A 24,823-nucleotide genomic window follows, 5' to 3' on the forward strand; every position below is an offset into this window, starting at 1 on the left:
TGGTTTCTGTGACTTTCAAAAATTGTCTTCGCTTTAAAGCCCCAACGGACTGCCGATGAAACTCTCCCCCCTCGCCCTGACGCTGACCCTGCTGCCGGCCGGTCAACTCCTGGCTGACACCTTCGAGCGCGATCAAGCCCTGAAACTCCCCGAAGTGTTGATCAGCGCCAACCGCCAGGTCGAAGCACGTAACGACAGCAGCGCTGCCAACACCGTGTTCACCCGCGAAGACATCGATCGCCTGCAACCGAGCAGCGTCACGGACTTGCTGAGTCGGGTGCCGGGCGTGCAGGTCGGGCAAACCGGCGGGCGTGGCAGCCTGCCGGGGATTTACATTCGCGGGACCAAGTCGGCGCAGAGTCTGGTGCTGGTGGATGGTCAACGCATCGGCAACTCGACCTCCGGCGACAGCAACCTGCAGCACATCAACATCGAACAGGTCGAGCGCGTGGAAGTGCTGCGCGGCTCCCGTTCGGTGATTTACGGCAGTGATGCAATTGGCGGGGTGATTCAGATTTTCACCCGGCGTGGCGGCGAACAAGGCCTGCAACCCCGCCTACACGTCGGCTTCGGTAGCCACCAGACCTGGGAACGTAGCCTCGGACTGTCCGGTGGCGATGAGAAAACCCGCTTCAACCTCGGCGCCAGCCTCGATGAAACAGCCGGAATAAATCGTACTCACACGTCCTATCCCAGCGACGGCGATCACGATGAGTACCGTAACAAGTCAGTGAGTTTTAGCCTGAGCCATGCCCTCACCGACGACATCGAAATCGGCGCCAACGTGCTGGATAACCGCGGCAAAAGCGAGTTCGACAACCCATTCGGCCGCTTTGACACGACAACCTTTGAATCGCTCCAGCAGCAGCCTTACAGCGATTTTGCCGTGAGCAGCATCAGCAGTTACGTCGATGCACGGGCCAATGACCTCTGGAAAACCCGCGTCGAATTCGGTCACAGCGAAAACCGCGAGAAGACCCTGGACAAGCTCAGCGATGAGCGCAGCGTGTTCAATACGTACCGTGATTCGGTGAACTGGCAAAACGACCTGACGCTGAATGAGCGCAACAGCCTGATTATCGGCGGCGACTGGTACGAAGACCGGATCAACAGCAGCACCCCGTTCGACGAGGACAGCCGCTGGAACCGCGCGGCGTTTATCCAGCATCGCTACCAGGCGGACAGCTTCTCCACGGAACTGGGTTTGCGCCGGGACCAGAACCAGCAGTTCGGTGGCCAGAACAGCTGGAGCGGCACTTTTACGCTGCCGCTGAACCCGGACAACGACGTGCTGCTGACTTACAGCGAAGGCTTCCGCGCACCGACCTTCAATGACTTGTATTACCCGGATTTCAGCAATCCTGACCTGAAGCCCGAAACCTCGAAAAGCTACGAGCTGCAATGGCGCAGCCAGTTGACCGAGACCAGTCGCCTCGAAACTTCGCTGTATCGCACCGACCTTGAAGACGCGATTATTTTCGGCAGCAACTCACGGCCACAGAACGTCGCCTCGGCACGCATCAACGGATTCGAAGCGGCATTGAAACAGGAACTGTTTGGCTGGCAGAGCAACCTCGGCGTGGCGATCATCGACCCAAGGGATCGCGACAGCGGCCACACCCTGGCGCGTCGGGCACGGCGGACCTTGAGCCTGGATCTTGATCGACAGTTCGATCGGCTCGGCCTCGGCGCCAGCTGGCAAGCGGTGAGCAGCAGCTATGACGATGAGAACAATCAGCAGCCATTAGGCGGGTATGCGTTGCTGGGGTTGCGTAGCAGCTGGGAATTGAATCGCGAGATCAAGCTTGAGCTGAAGGTCGATAACTTGCTGGACAAGGGGTACAGCCGGGCGTTGTACAGCCATGACGGCAGTCAGTATGGGTATCGCGAGGAAGGTCGGGCGTGGATGTTTGGGGTGACCTGGACACCGGAACTTTGATCTGAAATATCTGGTGTTCGAGCGGGCCTCTTCGCGGGCAAGCCTCGCTCCTACAAGGGTCACACCGGACCTGTAGGAGCGAGCGATGCGGCGACCCGACTTGCCCGCGAAAGCCACACCTCGGTCTCACCGGTCCGGCGCAATCACTTGGCAAAGTTTGGCCGTCGCCTCGATCATCTGCCCACTCGGTCGCTCCAGCCCCTTATCCGTCACCAACAACAACCGCCCCTGCGCCACCGCCGCCACCTGCGGCCACGCTTTCCACGCATCCAGTTGCGCCTGATCACCGGCCAGAATCGCCTCGGGATTACGCTGCAACACCGCCTCGACACTGACCTGCGGCGCCGGCAATGTCAGGTCGGCAAACACATTCCGCGCGCCACACACTTCCAGCGCATCACTGATGATCTGCCCGCCGCCCACGGTGTACAGCGGTCGATCCCACACCTGATAAAACACCCGCAACGGTTCATCCCGGCGATAGCGCTGGCGCAGCGCGTCCAGTCGCAGGCGTAATTGCGCAGCCAATGAAACGCCACGCTCGGGCCGACCGAGTTGCGTGGCGATCGCTTCGATCTGCACAGCCAGTTGTTCGAGGGAGTGAGGTTCGGCGACATACGTGGGGATGTTCAGTCGCTTAAGCTGCTCACGCTGGGCCGGGCCAACGCTGCCAGGCCAGAGCAGCAGCAAATCGGGTTTGAGGCTGAGCAACCGTTCCATGTCCAACTGGCCGTAGCGGCCAACCGATGGAAGACCTTTAAGTTCGGCAGGACGCTCACCGGCATCCAGCACGCCGACCAACAGGTCTGCGGAGCCCAACTCGACAACGATTTCAGACAGAGACGGCGCGAGGCTGACAACGCGCTCGACCGCAGCCGCCGAGCCGCTGATGGCCAGCAGCAACACCGCCAGCCAGACGCGAAACATCAGCCGAGCTGACGCGGGATACGGTAAAGGTAAAACAGCACCGTGGTCGACAGCGCCAGCAGCACCAACGGCACCGCTTCGAGGCCGACGAACACCGCCAACGCACCGATCCAGGCCGGCAGGCTCGCGACCAGCAACGCCGTGCGACGCTTGGCGGCCAGGGTGATCCAGGCGGCGGGTTCTTCAGGGGTGTCGAGAGCTTTCTGGGTGGCGATCAGTGCGTGCTTGTAGCCGCCGAAAAACTTCAGGCTGACAAACATCGAGGCGACACCGACAATGAACAACGGCATCGCCAGCACCGGCAAAATCGCCTCGCTCTGGCCGAACACGCCATTGATCACGAACAGCGGCAGCAAGGCCAGGGCCAGGTATTGCCACCAGTTGAATGACAATCGCCGCCGTACTTGACCGCGCGTCACGCCCGGTCTGCCTCGCCCTGATGCTCGTTGCCCATCATGTGGTCGAGCTTGCTGGCCTTGGTGGCGAGGTAGAGTTTGTTGTGCGGATTATGGCCGGTGTGCAGCGGCACGCGTTCAGCGACCACGATACCCATGTCGGTCAACGCTTTGACCTTGCGCGGATTGTTGGTCATCAGTCGCAGGGATTTCACACCCAGGTGTTCGAGCATCGGCAGGCACATGGCGTAGTCACGCTGGTCGGCGGCAAAGCCCAGACGTTCGTTGGCTTCAACGGTGTCGGCGCCGCCATCCTGCAATTCATAGGCGCGGATCTTGTTCAGCAGGCCAATACCACGGCCTTCCTGACGCAAGTAGAGCAACACGCCACGGCCTTCACGGGCGATGGCCTGCAAGGCGGCCTCAAGTTGCGAGCCGCAGTCGCAACGCTGGCTAAACAAGGCATCGCCCGTCAGGCATTCGGAGTGCAACCGGCCGAGTACCGGGGCACCGTCGGCGAACTCACCCAGGCTCAGCACCACATGCTCGCGCCCGCTTTCTTCATCGAGAAAGCCGTGCATGGTGAATTGCGCAAAAGGCGTTGGCAGCTTGGAAGCGGCGACAAAAACGACAGGCACCGGTGTGCTCCTGATCAATAAGTACTGGAGATTCGCAGAGGCGGCATTGTAACAGCAGGTTCCTGCAGACGCTTAGGCTGAATTATGGGGCATAACGATCCAAAAGTTAGATCTCAAGCGCCTGAGGCCCGGCCTGCGCGCACTCTGTAGCAGCTGGCGAAGCCTGCGTTCGGCGGCGAAGCCGTCGTGAAACCTGACGACTCGGTCAGCCGGATACACCTTGGCGCCTGAATTTACGACGGCTTCGCCGCCGAACGCAGGCTTCGCCAGCTGCTACAGGACCTGTGTTCAGTTCGGGCTGAACGGATACGGTTGCTTCCAGCGTTCGAAGATCGGTTTCAACCGGCCGCTTTTCACCAGCACCTCCATGCGCTGGTCGAACAGCGCCATCAACGTGCGGGCTTTGGGCGTATCGGCAAAGCACAAGTACAGCGGCAATTCCGCAATATGAGTGCGACGAAACTGCGAAGGATCCTTGGCCCACTTCAGGACATAGTCGACTTCGGTCAACGCGTCGATGTAATAGTCGGCGCGGTTGCGGGTCAGCATCGACAAAATGCCGGTGCGCCGAATGACTTCGTTGTAGCGCCGCACATTGGGCAGGTAATCCTGATAGTCGTAGCCGTGGACCCAGGCCAGTCGATAGTTGCCCAGCGTCTGCGGAGTCGGTGCCGGGTTGCTCGCCAGCCCCAGGGCATAGATGTGATCGGTATCGAAGTTCCAGCGCGGATAAAGCAGATCGCTGTTCTCGTCATGGTAGGAGCCGACACAGGCGTCCACTTCACGACGCTGGGCCAGCCCCACGGAGCGCGTGTAAGGCTCGGTGCGAATGTCCAGTTTGACGCCGGCCGGCTCGAACACTTCCCGCAGCACGTCCCACCCCAGGCCATGGCCGTCAGCGGCGGTGTAGTCTTCCCAGTCTTCGCTGGCCAGATGAATCACGGACGGCATCGGCGCGGCATCGCCCGCTTGGGTGAACGGGCAAAACAGGGCGAAAACCATCGCAGCCAACCAGCGTCGAGCCATCCCTAGTCCCCTGTCTCGCCTGTCAGGCGAAAATCCATACCAGCCCTTGCATCGCCAACCACGCAAACACGCCTGCCAATACGTCATCGAGCATGATCCCGACGCCGCCGTGCACATGCCGGTCGATCCAGTGGATCGGCCAAGGCTTGAGAATGTCGAAGAAGCGGAATACCACAAACCCCGCCAGCAACCAGTACCAACCTTCCGGCACTAGCCACAGGGTGATCCACATCCCGACCATTTCGTCCCAGACGATGCCTTCGTGGTCGTGTACCCGCAAATCGTCGGCAACCTTGCCGCACAGCCAGAAGCCGAACAGCATGGTGATGCCGAGCATCAGCCAGTAACCCCAGTCGGGCAACATCTGCCACAACGGAATAAAGGGTAGCGCAACTAACGAACCCCAGGTGCCCGGTGCTTTTGGCAAGGTGCCCGAGCCGAAGCCGAACGCCAGGAAGTGCCAGGGATTGCGCCAGACTGAAGGCGGTACGAATTCCGCCGGGACCTGTTTGGGATGATCTGTCACGGTGTCTCCCGAAAATGTTGATAGCCCCGGGTTTGCGGGGTGATGTCTTGCCCTGCGGCATCCAGCAGCGTCACGCCCTGCCCGGCCTCTACCCTGCCGACCACGTGGATCGGCCAACCGTCGGCCAGCAATGCAGGCAACTCGACGGACGGTAGGGTGAAGGCCAGCACGTAATCGTCCCCGCCACTCAGCGCTGCCTCTTCGGCGGCCGATTGACCGAGGAAGGCCACTAAAGCGTTCGACAGCGGCAGTCGGTCCCGTTCAACTTGAATGCCAACCTTCGACGCCAAGGCGATATGCCCGCAGTCGGCGAGGAGGCCGTCGGAGATATCCATCGCCGAGGTGGCTTTGCCACGCAGTGCCTGACCCAACGCCAGTTGCGGCTGCGGCGACCAGTAATGGGCCAGCAATGGATTGGCGATGGCGGCTTCAGCCGTGCGCTGACCCAATACCAGCGGCAAGGCACCCGCCGCATTGCCCAACTCACCGCCCACGCAGAGCAAATCGCCGGGTTGCGCACCGCTGCGGGTCAACGCCTTGCCGGCCGGCACTCGACCGAACACAGTCATTGTCAGGCTCAGCGGTCCCCGCGTGGTATCGCCGCCCACCAGCGCCACACCACAGCTCTGGGCCATGAGGTTCAAACCACGGGCATAGGCATCCAGCCAATCGGCGGTCACCGTCGGCAAGGTCAGGGCAAGGGTAAAGGCAACGGGGGTGGCGCCCATGGCAGCCAGATCGCTGATGGCTACAGCCAGCGAACGCTGACCAAGCAGAAACGGGTCGCAAGGATTTGCGAAGTGCACGCCGGCAACCAGCGTGTCGGTGGAAATGGCCAGCTGCTCCCCTGCGGGAACAGCGAGCAAGGCGCAGTCATCGCCGATCCCGAGGGCAACGCCTTCACCGCCCTGCGCACAAGGCGCGGCGGCGAAGAAGTTGCGGATCAGCTCAAACTCACCCATCAGGTATCCTGTCTCACCAATGCTGTTCCTTTTTTAGCGGCGTCTGTTGTCGCCAGACTGCGTTGCCGCTCCTCGCCATAGCCAGCTATGACTCGTCGCGGCGCCTTGTCTGACAACAACAGCCACTCGCCAAAAAAGGAACGCATCGGCGAGACAGGACACTGGCTTCAAGCGCCGATTAGCGCTTGAACGCCTTCACTTCAGCTTCACGCAGACGCGGGGCCAGCTTGTCGAGTACACCGTTGACGAATTTGTGGCCGTCGGTGGAACCGTAGACTTTCGCCAGTTCGATCCCTTCGTTGATCACAACGCGGTACGGCACGTCGACGCGCTTGAGCAGTTCCCAGGTGGACAGGCGCAGTACGCACAGTTCAACCGGATCCAGCTCTTCGATGGTCAGGTCCAGGCACGGTGCCAACGCAGTGTCGATCTCGGTCAGACTGGCCGGGACACCGTGCAGGATGTCGTGGAAGTAGCTGGCATCGGCGAAGGTGAAATCGTTGTCGACGCGAAACTGCGCTTCGATTTCGTTCAGCGAAGTACTGGCCATGTGGCGCTGATACAACGCTTGAGTCGCCAACTGACGGGCAGCGCGGCGCTTTTCACTTTTCGAAGGCTTGCCGGCGTCCGTTGGACGCGGTTCGCGCGGGTTGAAACGATCGCTTTCGTCGCTAATCACTTGGCCTCCAACTGCGCCAGCAGGCTGACCATTTCCAGAGCGGACAGGGCAGCTTCGGCACCTTTGTTACCGGCCTTGGTGCCGGAACGTTCGATGGCTTGCTCGATGGAATCAACGGTCAGGACGCCGAAAGCGACCGGAACGCCGAACTCCATGGACACCTGGGCCAGGCCCTTGGTGCATTCGCCCGCCACGTATTCGAAGTGCGGAGTACCGCCACGAATGACCGCGCCCAGGGCGATGATTGCCGCGTATTCGCCCTTCTGAGCGACTTTCTGCGCAACCAGCGGGATTTCGAAGGCGCCAGGCGCGCGGATGATGGTGATGTCGCTTTCGCTTACGCCGTGGCGAACCAGGGCATCAACTGCACCGCTGACCAGGCTTTCAACGACGAAGCTGTTGAAACGGCCCACTACCAAAGCGTAGCGGCCTTTAGGGGCGATGAAGGTACCTTCGATGGTCTTCAGGGTCATTCGTTAGATCTCTTAAAGAGCCGGGACGCGTTTTCTACGCGTCCCTCGGTGATGTGTTAGCCGCGAATCAAGGACTGGAAACAACCGGTCATTATTCGGAGGGCACGTATTCTACAACTTCCAGATCGAAACCGGATATCGCATTAAATTTCATTGGCGCCGACATCAAGCGCATTTTGCGTACGCCCAAGTCCCGAAGGATCTGCGAACCGGCACCGACGATGCTGTAGGTGGTCGGTTTTTTCACGGCGGTCTGGTCCGCGGTTTCACGGATGTGCGCCAGCAACACGTCGCCATCGAGCGGGTGACCGAGCAACAGCACCACGCCGCTGCCGGCCTCGGCCACCGCGGCCATGGCGGCGCGCAGGCTCCAGCGGCCCGGTTGCTTGACCATCAACAGGTCGCGCAGCGGGTCCATGTTATGCACTCGAACCAGGGTCGGCTCGTCGGCGCACACGGTGCCCAGGGTCAGGGCCATGTGCACGTCGCCTTCCACGGAATCACGATAGGTCACCAGGTTGAACTGGCCCAGTTCGCTGTCCAAAGGCTGCTCGGCAATCCGCTGAACGGTACGTTCGTGGATCATCCGATAGTGAATCAGGTCGGCGATGGTGCCGATCTTGATGTTGTGTTCGGCCGCGAAGGCTTCGAGTTCGGTGCGACGGGACATGGTGCCGTCGTCGTTCATCACTTCGCAGATCACACCGCTCGGCTCGAAACCCGCCATGCGCGCCAGGTCGCACGCCGCTTCGGTGTGGCCAGCGCGCGCCAGGGTGCCGCCGGCCTGAGCCATCAGCGGGAAGATGTGACCGGGGCTGACGATGTCTTCAGCCTTGGCGTCTTTCGCCGCGGCCGCTTGCACGGTGCGCGCGCGGTCAGCAGCGGAGATGCCGGTGGTCACACCTTCGGCCGCTTCGATGGACACGGTGAACTTGGTGCCGAAGCCGGAACCGTTGCGCGGTGCCATCAGGGGCAGCTTGAGCAGTTCGCAGCGCTCGCGGCTCATCGGCATGCAGATCAGGCCACGGGCGTGCTTGGCCATGAAGTTGATGTGTTCGGCCTTGCAGCACTCGGCGGCCATGATCAGGTCGCCTTCGTTCTCGCGGTCTTCGTCATCCATGAGGATGACCATCTTGCCTTGGCGGATGTCTTCAACCAGTTCTTCGATGCTATTGAGCGCCACAAGGCACCCCCTTGGGTCAGGATTTGAGGTAGCCGTTTTCGGCGAGAAAGCCTTCGGTAATGTTCCCCGGCTCTCTATTTTTGGAGCTGGGCTCTGCGGCCTTGTCGCCCAACAGCAGGCGCTCCAGATAACGTGCCAGCAAGTCGACTTCGAGGTTCACCCGGCGACCTGGCTGGTACGACGCCATGATGGTTTCGCTCAGGGTGTGCGGAATGATCGTCAGCAGGAACTCGGCGCCATCGACCGCGTTCACGGTCAGGCTGGTGCCGTCGACGGTGATCGAGCCTTTATGGGCGATGTACTTGGCCAGTTCTTTCGGTGCACGGATACGGAATTCAACAGCACGAGCATTTTCGGTACGGGCAACCACTTCGCCCACGCCATCGACGTGCCCGCTGACCAGATGCCCGCCGAGGCGAGTGGTCGGGGTCAGGGCTTTTTCCAGGTTCACCGGGCTGCCGCTTTTCAAGTCATTCATCGCGGTGCAGTCGAGGGTTTCGCGACTGACGTCCGCCGCAAAGCCATTGCCCGGCAATTCAACGGCGGTCAGACACACGCCGTTGACCGCGATGCTGTCGCCCAGTTTGACGTCGCTCAGATCGAGCTTGCCGGTTTCTACGTGTACTCGCACATCTCCGCCTTTTGGGGTCAATGCACGAATACTGCCGATGGATTCGATGATGCCGGTAAACATGGAGTCCTCCTCGAGAACGAAGCCGTCGCTTGGCGCAGGCCGGGAATTATACGCTCGCCGCTGGCGCAGGAATGGCGATGACTCGCCAGTCATCGCCAACCGCGCGAATTTCGGTGATTTTGAGCTCGGGCGCATCCTTCATTTGCGCGAGCGGCCAGTCCAGCAACGGCCGTGCCGAGGAGCCAAGGAACTTGCCAGCGATGAAAATCTGGAATTCGTCCACCAGACCTTGCTGGGCAAACGCCCCCGCAAGACGCGGCCCCGCTTCGACCAACACTTCGTTGACGCCACGGGCGGCGAGTTCGACCAGCAGTTTGCGCAGGTCGACCAAGCCATCGTCACCGGCCACGATCAGGCATTCCGGACCGTTGGCGTATTGCTCTTCGACCGCCATGCACGTGGCGACCAACGCAGGACCGGCCTTGAAGAACGGTGCATCAAGCGGCACGCGCAAACGGCCGTCAATCAGCACACGCAGCGGCGGACGGCTCATGGCCAGGGCCGTTTGCTCGGCGTCCAGGCCCAGTTCATCGGCACGCACGGTCAGCCGGGCGTTGTCCGCCAGCACCGTATCGGCGCCGGTCAGCACCACGCTGGCCTGCGCGCGCAGGCGTTGTACCGCCGAACGCGCCGCTGTACCGGTGATCCATTGGCTTTCGCCGCTTTCCATCGCCGTGCGACCGTCCAGGCTCATGGCCAACTTCACCCGCACAAACGGCAAGCCGTGTTCCATGCGTTTGAGGAAGCCTTCGTTGAGCTTGCGCGCTTCGCCTTCCAGCACGCCGCTTTCGGTGGCGATGCCAGCCTGGGCCAGGCGCTGCATGCCGCGACCGGCCACTGCCGGATTCGGGTCCTGCATCGCCGCGACGACGCGTGCGAGGCCGGCATTCACCAGCGCATCGGCGCAGGGCGGCGTGCGGCCGTGGTGGCTGCACGGTTCGAGGGTCACGTAAGCGGTGGCGCCACGGGCCTTGTCGCCGGCGGCACGCAGGGCGTGGACTTCGGCGTGGGGTTCGCCGGTACGCACATGCCAGCCTTCGCCGACAATCTGCCCACCCTTCACAATCACACAGCCAACACGCGGGTTGGGGTGCGTCGTGTAATGACCTTTGCGCGCCAGTTCCAGGGCACGGGCCATGTAATGGGCGTCGAGGATGGCAAGTTCTGCGGAGGTGGTCATTCTTTCACCGGCTCACGGGCCAGGCGATCGATCTCTTCGCGGAACTCGTTGAGGTCCTGGAAGCGCCGATACACGGAGGCGAAACGAATGTAGGCGACTTCGTCGAGCTTTTGCAGCTCGGCCATCACCAATTCACCGACCACGAGGGATTTGACCTCGCGCTCGCCGGTGGCGCGCAGTTTGTGTTTGATGTGCACCAGCGACGATTCGAGGCGCTCGACACTCACCGGGCGCTTCTCCAGCGCACGCTGCATACCCGCGCGCAGTTTTTCTTCGTCGAAGGGCTGACGGCTACCGTCGGTTTTGATCAGGCGCGGCAACACCAGTTCGGCAGTCTCGAACGTCGTGAAACGCTCGCCGCAGGCCAGGCATTCACGCCGGCGGCGCACCTGTTCGCCCTCGGCGACCAGACGCGAGTCGATGACCTTGGTGTCGTTGGCACCGCAGAAGGGACAGTGCATGGTGGCAGGCAACAAAAAAAGGGAGGGCCATGGTAGCGCATCCCCGTGGCAAGACAAGCCATAGGGTTTACGGTATACAGACGGGCTATATGCCTGATTCATGGATTTCACCTTGCTGGAGCCGCAAATGTCCCTAAGACCGCTCGTCTTGCTCAGTCTTTTCAGCCTGCTGGTGGCCTGCAGCAGCGATGCGCCCAAGCCCCAGCCGCCGACGCCAGGGCCCGCCCCGCAGGCGGCGCAGAAAAAAGCCAAGGAGTCGGCCAACTTCGGCCCGCTGCCCGCCTATCAGCGTGAACTGAGCGGCACCCTGCAAGGCGTGCCGGCCGGTGCCGAAGTCGAACTGGCGTTGCTGGTGATCGACGACAAGGACCGCCCGCAACAATTGCTCGCCAGTTCCAGCCTGATCGGCACCAATCAAGTGTTGCCGTTTCACCTGCGCTTCAACCCGGAATCGTTCCCGGCGGGCGTTCGCGTTGAACTGCGTGGCCGTGCCAGCCAGTCTGGCCAGTTGATTTTGCACCTGCCGTCGCAGGTCATTACCCAGCCGACAACCCAGGCTTTGGGTCAGTTGCAATTCGTCAAAGCGCCATGATTGCACCGCTTGACCTGCAACAGGCGTTGGGTGAATTGCTCGGTGATGCGCAGCTTGTGCCTGTCGCATTGCCCGATACTGAGCTGAAACTCTGGCTGATCGACGGCGACAACATGGACCGCGCGTTCAGCCCGGAAGAAACCCGGCGGATTCTGCATGAACCGCCGTACTGGAGTTTCTGCTGGGCCAGCGGTCTGGCGGTTGCCCGTTATCTCGCCGACTTCCCTGAATGGGTCAAAGGCAAGCGGGTGCTGGATTTTGGCGCCGGTTCGGGGGTGGCGGGGATCGCGGCAGTCAAGGCCGGCGCGCTGGAGGTGGTGGCCTGTGACCTGGATCCGCTGGCGATTGCCGCGTGTCGGGCGAATGCGGAACTCAATGATGTACAGCTTAGTTACTCGACGGACTTTTTCGCCGAGGCGGATCGGTTTGATCTGATTCTCGTTGCAGATGTGCTGTATGACCGGGCGAACTTGCCGTTGCTTGATGAGTTTTTGAGCCGGGGACGGGAGGCGTTGGTGGCGGATTCGCGGGTGAGGGATTTCAGGCATCCGTTGTATCAACGTATCGAAATGCTGGAAGCGATGACGCTGCCGGACCTGGCCGAGCCTGAAGAGTTTCGGCATGTGAGCCTTTACCATGCTCGGCGCGGCTAAAAGCTTCGCGAGCAAGCTTCGCTCCTACAGGTCCGGCGTCGGTCTTCAAATCGGCGCGGACCTGTAGGAGCGAGGCTTGCCCGCGAAGGCGACCTGTCAGACTGCCCACACTTTCAGCGACACCCTGCCAAGCCGTATAGTTGACCCATTCACGCTTTTACGAGATCCCCCATGAGTCAGGAAACGCCGTACATCTTCGACGCCACGACTGCCGATTTCGACCAGTCGGTGATCGAGAACTCTTTCCACAAACCGGTGCTGGTGGATTTCTGGGCCGAATGGTGTGCGCCCTGCAAAGTGCTGATGCCGATGCTGCAGACCATCGCCGAGAGCTATCAGGGCGAGTTGCTGCTGGCCAAGGTCAACTGCGATCTAGAACAGGACATCGTCGCCCGTTTCGGCATTCGCAGCCTGCCGACGGTGGTGTTGTTCAAGGACGGTCAGCCGGTGGACGGTTTTGCCGGTGCACAGCCGGAATCCGCCGTGCGGACGATGCTTGAGCCTCACGTACAAATGCCGCCACCCGCGGCCGCTGATCCGTTCGAACAGGCCCAGGCCCTGTTCGATGACAGTCGTTTCGCCGACGCCGAAGCCGCGCTCAAAGTGTTGCTGGGCGAAGACAACACCAACGCCGGCGCATTGATCCTCTACGCCCGTTGCCTGACTGAACGGGGCGAACTGGGCGAAGCGCAAACCGTACTCGACGCGGTGAAAAGCGACGAGCACAAAGCCGCGCTGGCCGGCGCCAAGGCGCAGATCCAGTTCCTTGGCCAGGCCAAGGATTTGCCGGATGCCGCAGACCTGAAAGCGCGCCTGGCGAAAAACCCGCAGGACGATGAAGCGGTGTATCAACTGGCAATCCAGCAGTTGGCCCGCCAACAGTACGACGCCGCGCTGGATGCGTTGCTGAAACTGTTTGTGCGCAATCGCAGCTACAGCGAAGGCTTGCCGCACAAGACCTTGCTGCAGGTGTTCGAACTGCTGGGCAATGATCACCCGTTGGTGACCACCTATCGCCGCAAACTATTTGCCGCGCTGTATTGATCACCCTGTAGGAGCTCGGCTTGCCGGCGAAGGCGTCCCGGAGATCGCCATCGTCGGATCGCCGCCGGAGCAAACTCAGCGCCTACGGATTTGGTGCGATCCAGCTGTAGAGCGGCGTATCCCCGCCGCTCGTCACCTTCACATCAGCGCAATGGCGTAAACGCACCAGCAGGCGTTTGCCCGACGACGCGCTGCCGGTCAGTCCTTCCAGCTGATCCAGCAAATCCGGCCCGCTCATTTGCCCGGCCTTGCGCAGCAGGTCTTTGGCGATCTGCCATAACGCATCATCCTGATTCATCGGCTTGGCCGGGGCAGCACTGGCCTCACCGGCCTCAGGCTTGACCACTTGCAACTGCGCGCCAAGCCGCGCCCAATCGCCGTCATCCATCTCCAACGTCAAATCCACCGGCCAGTCGCCGATGCTTCCGCGAATTCGCAACATAGGTCCTGCTCCTGCACATTTCTGACTTGCATGCTCCCATGCGACTTGCGCAACGCCAAGCAGGCGGTCAAACTCCCCGCACTTTCGTTATAAGATTACATAACAAACTCTTCATTTTACTTTCGGAGACCCGCCATGCGCCGTCTGCTCCTCGCTCTGCCATTTGCCCTGTTGCCGCTGGCCGTCGCCCACGCCGCTGATGAACATGATCATGACCACGACCATGAACACGGCAGCCTCGGTGCCCACGAACATGGCGTCGGTCGCCTGAACGCGGCGCTGGACGGTCAGACCCTGGAGCTGGAGCTGGAAAGCCCGGCGATGAACCTGGTGGGCTTCGAACACGTTGCCACCTCCGATGCTGACAAAGCCAAAGTCGCCGCTGCCCGTGCGCAGCTCGAAAAACCGCTGGCGCTGTTCAACCTGCCGAAAGCCGCCGGTTGCGTGGTGGCGACCCAGGAACTGGAAAGCCCGTTATTCGGTGACAAGCCAAACGCTGATGACGATCATGATGAAGAGGCCAAAGACGAACATCACCACGACCACAGCGAAATCCACGCCCACTATCAATTCACCTGCGCGGCCCCGGGAGCACTGAAAACCCTCGATCTGGCGAACATCTTCAACACCTTCCCGGCCACCCAGAAGATTCAGGTACAACTGATCAGCCCGAGCGGGCAGCAAGGGGTTGAAGTAACGGCCAAGGCTGCCGCCCTCAAATTCTAAATCCACCATGATCCTGTAGGAGCCGGCTTGCTGGCGATGAACGATAACGCGGTTTCATTCATGGACCGCGGCGCATTCATCGCCAGCAAGCCGGCTCCTACAGGAAATCATCACCCATGAAACCGGCGCCATGACCCAAGCACTCATCGAACTGTCCGACCTGGGCTTCAGCTGGCCCGGTCACCCGCCGCTGCTTGATATCCCGGCGTTTCGCCTGATGCCCGGTGAAACCCTGTTCCTCAAAGGCCCCAGCGGCAGTGGTAAGACCACGCTGCTCGGCCTGCTGGGCGGGGTGCAGAAGCCCGATCGCGGCAGCATTCGCCTGCTGGGCCAGGAACTGACCGAACTCGGCGCCGGCGCGCGTGACCGCTTTCGCGTCGATCACACCGGCTACATCTTCCAGCAGTTCAACTTGCTACCGTTTCTTTCGGTGCGCGAGAACGTTGAGTTGCCTTGCCACTTCTCCAAACTGCGGGCCGAACGGGCGAAACAGCGTCACGGCAGCGTCGACCAGGCCGCCGCCACCCTGCTCGCCCACCTGGGCCTGAAGGATGAAAGCATCCTCAGCCGCCGCGCCGATTCGCTGTCCATCGGCCAACAGCAACGGGTTGCCGCCGCGCGCGCGTTGATCGGTCAGCCGGAACTGGTGATCGCCGACGAACCGACTTCAGCGCTGGACTACGACGCTCGCGAAAACTTCATCCGCCTGTTGTTCGCCGAATGCCGCGAAGCCGGCTCGAGCCTGTTGTTCGTCAGCCACGACCAAAGCCTCGCGCCGCTGTTCGATCGCCACCTGTCGCTGGCCGATCTCAATCGCGCCGCCACCCCGTCCGAGGTCTGAGATGTATTTGTTTCGTCTAGCCATGGCCAGCCTGGCTAACCGTCGCTTTACCGCGATCCTCACCGCGTTCGCCATCGCCCTGTCGGTCTGCCTGCTGTTGGCCGTGGAACGGGTGCGCACCGAAGCCAAGGCCAGTTTCGCCAGCACCATCAGCGGCACTGACCTGATCGTCGGCGCCCGTTCCGGTTCGGTGAACCTGTTGCTGTACTCGGTGTTCCGCATTGGCAACGCCACCAACAACATCCGCTGGGACAGTTTCGAACACTTCGCCAACAACCCGAAAGTGAAGTGGGCGATCCCGATGTCGCTCGGCGATTCCCATCGTGGTTATCGGGTGATGGGCACCACCGAAGCGTACTTCGAGCACTACCAGTACGGTCATCAACAACACTTGGAACTGGCCGATGGTCGCGCCTTTGCCAGCGATCCGTTCGAAGTGGTGCTCGGCGCCGAAGTGGCGGATGCGCTGCACTACAAACTCGGCGACAAACTGGTGCTGGCCCATGGTGTGGCGGTGATCAGCCTGGTCAAACATGACGACAAACCGTTCACCGTGGTCGGCATTCTCAAGCGCACCGGCACTCCGGTGGACCGCACGTTGCACATCAGCCTCGGTGGCATGGAAGCGATTCACGTCGACTGGCACAACGGCGTGCCGGCTCAGGGCAAAGGCCGGATCAGCGCCGACCAGGCGCGCAACATGGACCTGACGCCGCAAGCGATCACCGCGTTCATGCTCGGCCTCAACAGCAAGATTTCAACCTTCGCCGTGCAGCGTGAAATCAACGAATTCCGTGGCGAGCCGATGCTGGCGATCCTGCCCGGCGTGGCGCTGCAAGAGTTGTGGAGTTTGATGAGCACGGCGGAAAAAGCCTTGTTCGTAGTCTCGCTGTTTGTGGTGCTGACCGGTTTGATCGGCATGCTCACGGCGATCCTCACCAGCCTCAACGAACGACGCCGCGAGATGGCGATTCTGCGCTCGGTGGGTGCCCGGCCGTGGCACATCGCGACGTTGCTGGTGCTGGAGGCCTTCGCCTTGGCGCTGTCCGGCGTGATTGCCGGGCTGGGACTTTTGTACGTGGGCATCGCCTTGGCCCAAGGGTATGTGCAGTCCAATTACGGCTTGTATCTGCCACTCGCCTGGCCCAGTGAATATGAATGGACGCTGCTCGGTGGCATCCTGATTGCCGCGTTGCTGATGGGCAGCGTGCCGGCCTGGCGTGCGTATCGCCAATCTTTGGCCGATGGCCTGTCGATCCGACTATGAGGACGTTAATGATGCCACGCGCTCTGCTTGCGCTGTTGATGCTGGTCGCCCTGCCGCTGTGGGCGGCCGAGCCGAAAGACCTGACCTGGTCGGAAATGATCCCGCCGGACGCCGCACCGGAAGTGCCGAACATGACACCGCTGCACGACCTGTCGCAGATGAGCGACGCGTTGGCCGCGGAATCTGCGCCGGCCGCCAAGCAAGACATGCCCAATGCGCCGGTGGTGAACAGCCTCGACGGGCAGAACATTCGTTTACCGGGCTACATCGTGCCGCTGGAAGTAAGCGAGGAAGGCCGCGCCACGGAGTTTTTGCTGGTGCCGTATTTCGGCGCTTGCATCCACGTGCCGCCACCGCCGTCGAACCAGATCGTGCATGTGAAAAGCGAAGTGGGCGTGAAGCTCGATGAGCTGTATCAGCCGTACTGGATCGAGGGGGCGCTTCAAGTTAAAGCGTCGAGCAGCGAGCTGGCGGATGCGGGGTATCAGATGGAGGCGGACAAGATTTATGTGTATGAACTGCCTGAGTGAATCCGGCAGTCATGTGGTGTTTGATCGATAGTCATCGCTAGCAGGCTAGCTCCCACATTTGGAATGCATACCTCTGTGGGAGCTAGCCTGCTAGCGATGGGGCCAGCAAAAACACCCACAAAATCAGAGCCATCACTGTTTCATTGAGCTGCATCAAAAGACCGTATCAGACGCCTCCGTACCATTGGACATCGAACATTTTTAACGTCCTTTGGAGCCCCCATGCACAAGTCCGCGCTCTGCGCTTCGCTGCTCGCCCTCGCGCTTGCAGCCCCGCTCGCCTATGCCCACGATGCCGGCGACATCATCGTTCGTGCCGGTGCAATCACCGTCAACCCGAAAGCCGACAGCTCCAGCGTCAAGGTCGATCAAGGCCCGCTGGCCGGCGCCGATCTGGGTGGAAAGGCCACCATGAGCAGCGACACGCAGTTGGGCCTGAACTTCGCTTACATGATCGACAGCCACTGGGGGATCGAGCTGCTCGCCGCCTCGCCGTTCGAACATGACGTGAAGCTCAAAGGCACCGCTCTGGGTGCAGCCAACGGCAAACTCGGTACCCTGAAGCACCTGCCGCCGACCTTGAGCGTTGTGTACTACCCGCTGGACGGGAAGTCCGCGTTCCAGCCGTATGTCGGCGCCGGCATCAACTACACCTGGATCTACGACGAGCACGTCGGCAGCGAAGCGCAGGCCAACGGCTTCAGCAACTTCAAGGCAAAAAATTCCTGGGGCATGGCGTTCCAGGTAGGCGCCGACTACATGCTGACCGACAACGTGATGATCAACGCCCAAGTGCGCTACATCGACATCGATACCCGTGCGACCGTTGAGAACAACGCGGTTGCGCCGGGTACTCGGGCCAAGGTCAATGTGGATGTTGATCCGTTCATCTACATGGTTGGGCTTGGTTACAAGTTCTAAGAAGCATTTGAATGGCTTTTGTGGCGAGGGAGCTTGCTCCCGCTGGGCTGCGAAGCAGACCCTGGATGGATGGCGACCGCTTCGCAGTCGAACGGGAGCAAGCTCCCTCGCCACAGGTATTGCATTGGCCAAAGAAACATTTCTGCTACAAAAAAGGCGCCGTCGAAGGCGCCTTTTTCATGACTGCGTGAACCTCAGCGTCCCAACAACCGCGCCAGCCCGACACTCATCGGTGTCTGCTCCGGGTAGGTAAAACGCTCCAGCAATCGCTGGTTGTTCGCGCGCGAGTGACGAATGTCACCAGAACGCGCCGGGCCATAGCTCACGGGTGGCAATTGACCGACCACCGCCTGCAACGCTTCAAGCATCTGCTTGAGGGATGTCGCCTGGTTCCAGCCGACGTTGACCGCGCCGAGTTCTACCTGCGGTTTCTCGATGGCTTGCACCAGCAAGTCCACCAGGTCCTCGACGTACACGAAATCGCGCGTCTGCTCGCCATCGCCAAACACGGTGATCGGCAAGCCTTTCTGCGCGCGCTCGCTGAAAATACTGATCACACCGGAATACGGCGAGGACGGGTCCTGACGCGGGCCGAAAATGTTGAAAAAGCGGAAAATCACCGGTTCCAGGTCATGCTGGCGACGGTAGAAATCGAAGTAATACTCGCTGGCCAACTTGTCCGACGCGTACGGCGTCAACGGCGCCTTGGGCGTGTCTTCATCGATCGACTCGCCTTCGCCATTGTTGCCGTAGACCGCCGCGCTGGAGGCGTACAACACTCGCTTGACGCCGGCCTGGCGCATGGCTTCGCAGACATTCAGCGAGCCGATGAAATTGCTTCGGTGAGTTTTCACCGGATCGTCTACCGAGGCCTGCACCGAAGCCACCGCCGCCAGGTGCGCCACGGCACTGCAACCGAGCATGGCCTGGGCCACCAGCGCAGCGTCGGCGACGTCGCCTACGATGAGTTCGACCTTGGGGTTATCCAGCGGCAAGTTGCTGCGTTTGCCGGTAGACAGGTCATCGAGAATACGCACCGAATGCCCCTTGGCGAGCAAGGCATCGGTCAGGTGCGAACCGATGAAACCGGCGCCGCCGGTGATTAAAACAGGGCCGTCAGCCATGGCGATAGAACCTATCCAGTAAGCCCGGGAGTGCCGCACGCCAAGCGCGGGGCTTGATCCCGAACGTGTGTAGAATTTTCTTGCAGGCCAGCACCGCGTGTTGCGGCTCTTCGGCGGCGTCCGGGCGCGCGGCGTGAGCCTGGGCGGTCGGCGCTTCGATGGCCAGCGGATGCAGGCTGCGTGCTTCGGTCAGGATCGCCTGACCCAGCGCCAGCGGCGTTGTCGCCTCATGTCCGGCGTAATGATAGGTGCCCCACAGCGGCGCCGCGCAATCAAGTTGCTTGAGCACCGAAATGATTACCCGCGCCGCGTCGTCGACCGGTGTCGGGTTGCCCCGGCGGTCGTCGGCCATCAGCAGCTCTTCAGGGTGTTCGGCGCGATCGAGGAAGCGCCCTAGGGTGCCGTCGGGGCTGTCATCGAGCAGCCAGCCGAATCGCAGCAGCACGTGTTGCGGGCAGGTGGCGCGCACGCTTTGTTCGATCCGCCACAAGGCCTGACCGCGCAAGCCCAGCGGCACCGGTTCGTCTTTTTCGCTGTAAGCGGTCGCCCGGGAGCCGTCAAACACGCGATAGCTCGACGGTTGCAAAAGAACGATGTTGTGATGCTGGCACAGTTCGGCCAGACGCTCGATCGCCCGCTCCTGCCCGGCCAGACGCTGCTCGCTGACCGTCTCCGCCTGGAACCAGTCGAAGTAGTAGGCGAGATTGATCAGCGCGTCCGGGCGGGTGTCGTCGAGCAGTTGCGTCAGGCTCGCGGCATCCCAGCCGTCTTGCGGTGGGCGGGGGGCGAGGAAGCCGATGTCTTCCTCCGCACCGAGGCGAATCAGCGCCTGCCCAAGGGCATTTCCGCCGCCCAGTAACATAAGGCGCATTCGCATAGAGTCAGCAGGCCCAGTCTGATTGGAACGATGGCTTTATCGACAACGCCCACGGGCGATGTCGTTGATAGTTGCCGGAATCGTTGCATTTTGCGGGTTTAGTGCGCAACCGTCATCCGTAAAGTGTAGATACCTTGGTTCACTGCGTCCCCTGTGGCGAGGGAGCTTGCTCCCGTTCGGCTGCGCAGCAGTCGTAAAACCTGGAATCGCAGTACATCTGAAGAAACCGGGACGCAGGATTAGGGGCTGCTGCGCAACCCAGCGGGAGCAAGCTCCCTCGCCACAGGGACGGCGATAAACCGAGCGGTACTTGCATCTTCAGTCCCCCACCCGCATAAATTACCCCATGAATCTGCCCATCCCCACGGACGCGGCCCTGGCAGGCTTCCACCCCGCCGTCAGCGCCTGGTTCAGCAACACGTTCCCGACGGTCACCGCCGCCCAGGCCCTGGCGTGGCCGTTGATCCGCCAGCACCGCTCGACCCTGATCGCCGCGCCCACCGGATCCGGCAAAACCCTCACGGCATTTCTCGCAGTCATCGACGACCTGGTCCACCGCGGACTGGAAAATGAAGGTGGGTTGCCCGACGAAACCCTGGTGGTCTACGTCTCACCGCTCAAAGCCCTGTCCAACGACATCCAGATCAACCTGCAAACCCCGCTGGCCGGCATCACCGAGCAATTGCGCGTCATGGGCCTGTCCGAATTGCAGATCAACACCGCCGTGCGCACCGGCGATACGCCGCAAAAAGAGCGCTCGGCCATGCGTCGAAATGCGCCGCACATTCTGGTGACCACCCCGGAATCCCTTTATGTGCTGCTCGGCTCCGACTCCGGCCGGCAGATGCTCGGCACCACGCGCACGGTGATCGTCGACGAAATCCACGCCATCGCCGCCAGCAAACGCGGCAGCCATTTGGCGCTGAGCCTCGAACGATTGCAGGCGCTGTGCGCCGCCCCGCTGATGCGCATCGGCCTGTCCGCCACGCAAAAACCTATCGAAGCGGTCTCGCGCTTCCTTGTTGGCCGTGATCGCGAGTGCGAAATCATCGACATCGGCCACGCCCGCCCGCGGGATCTGGACATCGAAGTGCCGCCAGTGCCGTTGTCGGCGGTGATGGCCAACGATGTCTGGGAGCTGGTCTACGACCGCCTCGCCGCCCTCGCCCGCGAACACCGCACCACGCTGGTTTTCGTCAACACCCGACGTCTGGCCGAGCGCCTGAGCCGGCATTTGAGCGAACGCCTCGGCAAAGAGGCCGTTGCCGCGCACCACGGCAGCCTCGCCAAGGAGTTTCGCCTCGACGCCGAACAGCGGCTCAAGCGCGGCGACCTGCAAGTGTTGATCGCCACGGCCTCGCTGGAGCTGGGGATCGACATCGGCGACGTCGACCTGGTGTGCCAGATCGCCTCGCCGCGCTCGATTGCCGGTTTTCTGCAACGGGTCGGCCGCTCCGGGCACCAGGTCGGCGGCACGCCCAAGGGCCGCTTGTTCGCCACCACCCGCGATGACTTGATCGAGTGCGCCGCCCTGCTCGACTGTGTACGCCGTGGCGAACTCGACACCTTGCAGATTCCCAAGGCGCCGCTGGATGTTTTGGCTCAGCAGATCATCGCCGAAGTCAGCTGCCAGGAATGGCAGGAGCAGGCGCTACTGGAGATGTTCCGCAAAGCCTCGCCCTACGCCGAACTCGACGAAAAACATTACCAAGCGCTGCTGCACATGCTCGCCGAGGGTTACAACGGTCGGCAGGGTATCCGTAGCGCATACCTGCACCGCGACGCCGTGACCCGCACATTGCGCGGTCGTCGGGGCAGCAAACTGACGGCCGTGACCAGCGGCGGAACGATTCCGGACAACGCCGATTACAGCGTGCTGCTCGAACCTCAAGGGCTGAACATCGGCAGCGTCAACGAAGACTTTGCGGTGGAAAGCATCGCCGGGGATATCTTCCAGTTGGGCAATACGTCGTATCGAATCCTGCGCGTCGAAACCGGCAAGGTCCGGGTCGAAGACGCTCAGGGCCAGCCGCCGACCATTCCGTTCTGGCTCGGTGAAGCGCCTGGGCGCAGCGCAGAATTGTCATTCGCCGTGGCGCGCCTGCAAGCGCAGCTCGACGAATTGCTCGGCGCCACACCGGGCAACTTGCAGCCGGCCATCGACTGGCTGACCGACACCCTTAACCTGAACCTGGCCAGCGCCGAGCAACTGGTGGATTACCTGGCCCGGGCGCGCCTGACGCTCGGCGCGCTGCCGTCCCAGGACACACTGCTGATGGAGCGGTTTTTCGACGAGTCCGGCGGCACACAACTGATCATCCACACGCCGTTCGGCAGCCGCATCAACCGCGCCTGGGGCCTGGCCTTGCGCAAGCGTTTCTGCCGCACTTTCAACTTCGAATTACAGGCCGCCGCCAGCGAAGACGGGATCGTGCTGTCGCTGTCCACCAGCCACAGTTTCGAACTCGAAGACGTGTGGCGCTATGTACACAGCAACACCGCCGAACACTTGCTGATCCAGGCAATACTCGATGCGCCGCTGTTCGGCGTGCGCTGGCGCTGGAACGCCGGGGTCGCGCTGGCGTTGCCGCGTTACACGGGCGGGCGCAAAGTCGCTCCGCAAATCCAGCGCATGAAAAGCGAAGACCTGATCGCCTGCGTGTTTCCCGATCAGATCGCCTGCGTGGAAAACCTTGCCGGCGAACGTGAAGTGCCCGAGCATCCGCTGGTGGAACAAACCCTCGACGATTGCCTGCACGAGGCCATGGATTGCGAAGGCTGGCTGGCATTGTTGCGACGCATGGAAAGCGGCGATGTTCGGCTGATCAGCCGCGATTTGCCGGCGCCCTCGCCACTGGCAGCGGAAATCCTCAGCGCCCGGCCCTACACCTTTCTCGACGATGCGCCGCTGGAAGAACGCCGCACGCAAGCAGTGCTCAACCGGCGCTGGACCGACCCGCAGTCCACCGACGACCTCGGCGCGCTGGATGCCGACGCGATTCAAGCGGTGCGCGACGAAGCTTGGCCAGCCCCCACAAGCGTCGATGAAATGCACGAGGCCTTGATGAGCCTGGCGTGCATCTCCGAAGTCGAGGCGCAGGCCAATGCGCATTGGCTGGACTGGCTGAACGCCCTTGCTGATAGCGGCCGCGCCAGCCGTTTGCAGATCAATGCCGAGCAATCGCTGTGGCTGGCGCTGGAGCGCTTGACCTGCCTGCGCGCGGTTTATCCACAGGCGACTTTGCATCCACCGCTGGAGGCGCTGCCAGGGTTCGATGAAGTCGGGGAGCTGGATGAAGCGCTGCTGGAAGTGATTCGCGCGCGGCTCAGCGGGTTTGGTCCACTGCCGTTGCAAGCGATTGCCGAATCGTTGGGGTTGCCGGCCATTGCAATCACCCAAGCGCTGGCGCGACTGGAGCGCGAAGGTTATGTGCTGCGCGGCCAATTCACCCCGGGCGCCGGTGAGGATGAATGGTGCGAACGGCATCTGCTGGCGCGGATTCACCGCTACACGGTCAAGCGTCTGCGGCGGGAAATCGAGCCGGTGGCGTTGCAGGATTTCATGCGGTTTTTGTTCGACTGGCAGCATCTGTCCGCCGCGACTCAAGGCCAGGGCAATGCGGTACTGCCAGCCATCGTCGCTCAGTTCGAAGGCTACCCCGCCGCCGCTTCAGCCTGGGACAGCGACATTCTGCCGATGCGGATCAAAGGCTATTCGGCGAGTTGGCTGGACGACCTGTGTCGCAGCGGCAAACTGGTGTGGACTCGTCTCACTGCGCGCAACAAGAGCGCCAGCACGGCGTTGCGCAGCACGCCGATTCTGCTGCTGCCGCGCAGTCAGGTCGGGTTGTGGAGCAGCCTGACCGAGCAGACCCCGGTCAGCGAACTGTCGCCCAAGACGCAAAAGGTTTACGAAGCACTCAGCCAACACGGCGCACTGTTTTTCGATGAGCTGATTCACGAGGCGCATCTGCTGCGCGCGGAGCTGGAAATTGCCTTGCAGGAATTGGTCGGTGCCGGGCTGGTGAACGCCGACAGTTTTGCCGGCCTGCGAGCGCTGATCACCCCGGCCAGCAAACGCCAGAATCGCAGCAGTCGACGTGGGCGTGGGGCGTTTGTCGGCGGGATGGACGATGCCGGGCGCTGGGCCTTGCTGCGACGGGGTCCTGCCGCGCCGGTTGTGGATAACAAACGACCGGCCCCGACGCCGGGCGACACCCTGGAACACATCGCCATGACCTTGCTCCGGCGCTACGGCGTGGTGTTCTGGCGCTTGCTGGAACGGGAAGCGGATTGGTTGCCCAGCTGGCGAGAATTGCTGCGCACGTTCCATCGGCTGGAGGCGCGTGGGGAGATTCGCGGTGGCCGGTTTGTCAGTGGATTGGCCGGGGAGCAGTTTGCGTTACCTGAGGCGATACCGTTGCTGCGCGAAGTGCGGCGCCGGCCGCATGACGGGAGTCTGATTGCGGTGTGCGGGGTCGATCCGTTGAACCTTGCCGGGACGTTATTGCCCGGGGCGAAGGTGCCGGCGTTGGCGAGTAATCGGTTGGTGTATCGGGATGGGTTGCCGGTGGCGGCCGAGATTGCCGGCAAGCAGGTTTTTTGGGTGGAGCTGGATCAGCAATCGACTGCTGAATTACACAACAAACTGATCCGGCATTGATGGTGTCTGGACTGTCCTCATCGCGAGCAGGCTCGCTTGTATGTTTAGACTTGAAGGGGT

General features: G+C 61.7%; 25 protein-coding genes. 10 read left to right on the top strand and 15 right to left on the bottom strand.

Annotated features, from left to right (window positions below; translation table 11 throughout):
• Window positions 1–55 precede the first annotated feature (55 nt).
• Entirely contained in the window at window positions 56–1,939 is a 1,884-nt protein-coding gene (locus ACA070_RS27450) for a TonB-dependent receptor domain-containing protein (protein ID WP_497449088.1), read from the top strand.
• A gap of 126 nt (window positions 1,940–2,065) precedes the next feature.
• On the opposite strand, the gene ACA070_RS27455 is transcribed toward ACA070_RS27450, so the two are convergent.
• The 12 genes from ACA070_RS27455 to nrdR all read right to left on the bottom strand — a co-directional run bounded on the left by ACA070_RS27455 (window position 2,066) and on the right by nrdR (window position 11,083).
• Complete coding sequence (locus ACA070_RS27455) at window positions 2,066–2,866, bottom strand: cobalamin-binding protein (RefSeq protein WP_497449089.1); 801 nt, start codon at window positions 2,864–2,866, stop codon at window positions 2,066–2,068.
• On the bottom strand, window positions 2,866–3,285 hold the full coding sequence (locus tag ACA070_RS27460) for an MFS transporter (RefSeq protein ID WP_497449090.1): 420 nt from the start codon (window positions 3,283–3,285) through the stop codon (window positions 2,866–2,868). The genes ACA070_RS27455 and ACA070_RS27460 overlap by 1 nt, the downstream gene beginning before the upstream one ends.
• Window positions 3,282–3,899, bottom strand: a complete 618-nt coding sequence (ribA, locus tag ACA070_RS27465; RefSeq protein ID WP_438661313.1) for a GTP cyclohydrolase II — start codon at window positions 3,897–3,899, stop codon at window positions 3,282–3,284. Before ribA ends, ACA070_RS27460 begins: the two co-directional genes overlap by 4 nt.
• Window positions 3,900–4,187: 288 nt before the next feature.
• The gene (locus ACA070_RS27470; protein WP_497449091.1) at window positions 4,188–4,925 is read right to left on the bottom strand and encodes a substrate-binding periplasmic protein; all 738 of its coding nucleotides are present in this window, start codon (window positions 4,923–4,925) and stop codon (window positions 4,188–4,190) included.
• A gap of 22 nt (window positions 4,926–4,947) precedes the next feature.
• Window positions 4,948–5,451 carry a phosphatidylglycerophosphatase A family protein gene (locus ACA070_RS27475; RefSeq protein WP_131062001.1) on the bottom strand — a complete coding sequence of 168 codons (504 nt, stop codon included), beginning with the start codon at window positions 5,449–5,451 and terminating at the stop codon, window positions 4,948–4,950.
• Complete coding sequence (gene thiL / locus ACA070_RS27480; protein ID WP_497449092.1) at window positions 5,448–6,413, bottom strand: thiamine-phosphate kinase; 966 nt, start codon at window positions 6,411–6,413, stop codon at window positions 5,448–5,450. The genes ACA070_RS27475 and thiL overlap by 4 nt, the downstream gene beginning before the upstream one ends.
• A gap of 178 nt (window positions 6,414–6,591) precedes the next feature.
• Entirely contained in the window at window positions 6,592–7,092 is a 501-nt protein-coding gene (nusB, locus tag ACA070_RS27485) for a transcription antitermination factor NusB (protein WP_034153728.1), read from the bottom strand.
• Window positions 7,089–7,565 carry a 6,7-dimethyl-8-ribityllumazine synthase gene (ribH, locus tag ACA070_RS27490; protein ID WP_003185938.1) on the bottom strand — a complete coding sequence of 159 codons (477 nt, stop codon included), beginning with the start codon at window positions 7,563–7,565 and terminating at the stop codon, window positions 7,089–7,091. Before ribH ends, nusB begins: the two co-directional genes overlap by 4 nt.
• Window positions 7,566–7,656: 91 nt before the next feature.
• Entirely contained in the window at window positions 7,657–8,748 is a 1,092-nt protein-coding gene (gene ribBA / locus ACA070_RS27495) for a bifunctional 3,4-dihydroxy-2-butanone-4-phosphate synthase/GTP cyclohydrolase II (protein ID WP_090179339.1), read from the bottom strand.
• 16 nt (window positions 8,749–8,764) lie between these two features.
• Window positions 8,765–9,442: a riboflavin synthase gene (locus ACA070_RS27500; protein ID WP_497449093.1), complete on the bottom strand. Its 678-nt coding sequence runs from the start codon at window positions 9,440–9,442 to the stop codon at window positions 8,765–8,767.
• A gap of 46 nt (window positions 9,443–9,488) precedes the next feature.
• Window positions 9,489–10,622 (bottom strand): bifunctional diaminohydroxyphosphoribosylaminopyrimidine deaminase/5-amino-6-(5-phosphoribosylamino)uracil reductase RibD, encoded by a 1,134-nt coding sequence (gene ribD / locus ACA070_RS27505; protein WP_497449094.1) that lies wholly within the window; start codon window positions 10,620–10,622, stop codon window positions 9,489–9,491.
• Window positions 10,619–11,083, bottom strand: coding sequence for a transcriptional regulator NrdR (gene nrdR, locus ACA070_RS27510; RefSeq protein ID WP_003228656.1), 465 nt, complete (start codon window positions 11,081–11,083; stop codon window positions 10,619–10,621). The genes ribD and nrdR overlap by 4 nt, the downstream gene beginning before the upstream one ends.
• A gap of 127 nt (window positions 11,084–11,210) precedes the next feature.
• On the opposite strand from nrdR, the gene ACA070_RS27515 reads away from it, so the two are divergent.
• From ACA070_RS27515 to trxA, 3 genes are all read left to right on the top strand, one after another.
• Entirely contained in the window at window positions 11,211–11,675 is a 465-nt protein-coding gene (locus ACA070_RS27515; RefSeq protein WP_497449095.1) for a YbaY family lipoprotein, read from the top strand.
• Complete coding sequence (locus tag ACA070_RS27520) at window positions 11,672–12,328, top strand: class I SAM-dependent methyltransferase (protein WP_497449096.1); 657 nt, start codon at window positions 11,672–11,674, stop codon at window positions 12,326–12,328. Before ACA070_RS27515 ends, ACA070_RS27520 begins: the two co-directional genes overlap by 4 nt.
• Window positions 12,329–12,499: 171 nt before the next feature.
• Window positions 12,500–13,372, top strand: a complete 873-nt coding sequence (gene trxA, locus ACA070_RS27525) for a thioredoxin (RefSeq protein ID WP_497449097.1) — start codon at window positions 12,500–12,502, stop codon at window positions 13,370–13,372.
• Between the two features lie 82 nt (window positions 13,373–13,454).
• On the opposite strand, the gene ACA070_RS27530 is transcribed toward trxA, so the two are convergent.
• A complete protein-coding gene (locus ACA070_RS27530) occupies window positions 13,455–13,814 on the bottom strand; it encodes a hypothetical protein (RefSeq protein ID WP_497449098.1) in 360 nt (119 codons plus the stop codon).
• Between the two features lie 135 nt (window positions 13,815–13,949).
• Here ACA070_RS27530 and ACA070_RS27535 point away from each other — a divergent pair, with 135 nt between their 5' ends.
• The 5 genes from ACA070_RS27535 to ACA070_RS27555 all read left to right on the top strand — a co-directional run bounded on the left by ACA070_RS27535 (window position 13,950) and on the right by ACA070_RS27555 (window position 18,099).
• On the top strand, window positions 13,950–14,540 hold the full coding sequence (locus ACA070_RS27535) for a DUF2796 domain-containing protein (RefSeq protein ID WP_497449099.1): 591 nt from the start codon (window positions 13,950–13,952) through the stop codon (window positions 14,538–14,540).
• A gap of 130 nt (window positions 14,541–14,670) precedes the next feature.
• The gene (locus ACA070_RS27540) at window positions 14,671–15,381 is read left to right on the top strand and encodes an ABC transporter ATP-binding protein (protein ID WP_497449100.1); all 711 of its coding nucleotides are present in this window, start codon (window positions 14,671–14,673) and stop codon (window positions 15,379–15,381) included.
• A gap of 1 nt (window position 15,382) precedes the next feature.
• Window positions 15,383–16,648 (top strand): ABC transporter permease, encoded by a 1,266-nt coding sequence (locus ACA070_RS27545; protein WP_497449101.1) that lies wholly within the window; start codon window positions 15,383–15,385, stop codon window positions 16,646–16,648.
• A gap of 11 nt (window positions 16,649–16,659) precedes the next feature.
• Window positions 16,660–17,178: a DUF3299 domain-containing protein gene (locus ACA070_RS27550; protein WP_497452034.1), complete on the top strand. Its 519-nt coding sequence runs from the start codon at window positions 16,660–16,662 to the stop codon at window positions 17,176–17,178.
• 222 nt (window positions 17,179–17,400) lie between these two features.
• On the top strand, window positions 17,401–18,099 hold the full coding sequence (locus tag ACA070_RS27555; protein WP_497449102.1) for an OmpW/AlkL family protein: 699 nt from the start codon (window positions 17,401–17,403) through the stop codon (window positions 18,097–18,099).
• A 194-nt stretch (window positions 18,100–18,293) separates the two neighbouring features.
• Here the strand turns inward: ACA070_RS27555 and pgnE are convergent, their stop codons facing one another.
• Window positions 18,294–19,223 (bottom strand): UDP-N-acetylglucosamine epimerase PgnE, encoded by a 930-nt coding sequence (pgnE, locus tag ACA070_RS27560; protein ID WP_497449103.1) that lies wholly within the window; start codon window positions 19,221–19,223, stop codon window positions 18,294–18,296.
• Window positions 19,216–20,100: a sugar nucleotide-binding protein gene (locus ACA070_RS27565; RefSeq protein WP_497449104.1), complete on the bottom strand. Its 885-nt coding sequence runs from the start codon at window positions 20,098–20,100 to the stop codon at window positions 19,216–19,218. The genes pgnE and ACA070_RS27565 overlap by 8 nt, the downstream gene beginning before the upstream one ends.
• A gap of 346 nt (window positions 20,101–20,446) precedes the next feature.
• On the opposite strand from ACA070_RS27565, the gene ACA070_RS27570 reads away from it, so the two are divergent.
• The gene (locus ACA070_RS27570) at window positions 20,447–24,763 is read left to right on the top strand and encodes an Lhr family helicase (protein ID WP_497449105.1); all 4,317 of its coding nucleotides are present in this window, start codon (window positions 20,447–20,449) and stop codon (window positions 24,761–24,763) included.
• The last annotated feature ends 60 nt before the right edge of the window (window positions 24,764–24,823 follow it).

It is taken from the genome of Pseudomonas sp. LBUM1678 (assembly GCF_059695575.1).

Excerpts from the sequence above, each read along its gene's own strand:
- ACA070_RS27450 (WP_497449088.1), top strand. The coding sequence starts at position 56 with ATGAAACTCTCCCCCCTCGCCCTGACGCTGACCCTGCTGCCGGCCGGT.
- ACA070_RS27455 (WP_497449089.1), bottom strand. The coding sequence starts at position 2,866 with ATGTTTCGCGTCTGGCTGGCGGTGTTGCTGCTGGCCATCAGCGGCTCG.
- ACA070_RS27470 (WP_497449091.1), bottom strand. The coding sequence starts at position 4,925 with ATGGCTCGACGCTGGTTGGCTGCGATGGTTTTCGCCCTGTTTTGCCCG.
- thiL (WP_497449092.1), bottom strand. The coding sequence starts at position 6,413 with ATGGGTGAGTTTGAGCTGATCCGCAACTTCTTCGCCGCCGCGCCTTGT.
- ribH (WP_003185938.1), bottom strand. The coding sequence starts at position 7,565 with ATGACCCTGAAGACCATCGAAGGTACCTTCATCGCCCCTAAAGGCCGC.
- ACA070_RS27500 (WP_497449093.1), bottom strand. The coding sequence starts at position 9,442 with ATGTTTACCGGCATCATCGAATCCATCGGCAGTATTCGTGCATTGACC.
- ribD (WP_497449094.1), bottom strand. The coding sequence starts at position 10,622 with ATGACCACCTCCGCAGAACTTGCCATCCTCGACGCCCATTACATGGCC.
- nrdR (WP_003228656.1), bottom strand. The coding sequence starts at position 11,083 with ATGCACTGTCCCTTCTGCGGTGCCAACGACACCAAGGTCATCGACTCG.
- ACA070_RS27515 (WP_497449095.1), top strand. The coding sequence starts at position 11,211 with ATGTCCCTAAGACCGCTCGTCTTGCTCAGTCTTTTCAGCCTGCTGGTG.
- ACA070_RS27520 (WP_497449096.1), top strand. The coding sequence starts at position 11,672 with ATGATTGCACCGCTTGACCTGCAACAGGCGTTGGGTGAATTGCTCGGT.
- trxA (WP_497449097.1), top strand. The coding sequence starts at position 12,500 with ATGAGTCAGGAAACGCCGTACATCTTCGACGCCACGACTGCCGATTTC.
- ACA070_RS27530 (WP_497449098.1), bottom strand. The coding sequence starts at position 13,814 with ATGTTGCGAATTCGCGGAAGCATCGGCGACTGGCCGGTGGATTTGACG.
- ACA070_RS27535 (WP_497449099.1), top strand. The coding sequence starts at position 13,950 with ATGCGCCGTCTGCTCCTCGCTCTGCCATTTGCCCTGTTGCCGCTGGCC.
- ACA070_RS27540 (WP_497449100.1), top strand. The coding sequence starts at position 14,671 with ATGACCCAAGCACTCATCGAACTGTCCGACCTGGGCTTCAGCTGGCCC.
- ACA070_RS27545 (WP_497449101.1), top strand. The coding sequence starts at position 15,383 with ATGTATTTGTTTCGTCTAGCCATGGCCAGCCTGGCTAACCGTCGCTTT.
- ACA070_RS27550 (WP_497452034.1), top strand. The coding sequence starts at position 16,660 with ATGCCACGCGCTCTGCTTGCGCTGTTGATGCTGGTCGCCCTGCCGCTG.
- ACA070_RS27555 (WP_497449102.1), top strand. The coding sequence starts at position 17,401 with ATGCACAAGTCCGCGCTCTGCGCTTCGCTGCTCGCCCTCGCGCTTGCA.
- pgnE (WP_497449103.1), bottom strand. The coding sequence starts at position 19,223 with ATGGCTGACGGCCCTGTTTTAATCACCGGCGGCGCCGGTTTCATCGGT.
- ACA070_RS27565 (WP_497449104.1), bottom strand. The coding sequence starts at position 20,100 with ATGCGAATGCGCCTTATGTTACTGGGCGGCGGAAATGCCCTTGGGCAG.
- ACA070_RS27570 (WP_497449105.1), top strand. The coding sequence starts at position 20,447 with ATGAATCTGCCCATCCCCACGGACGCGGCCCTGGCAGGCTTCCACCCC.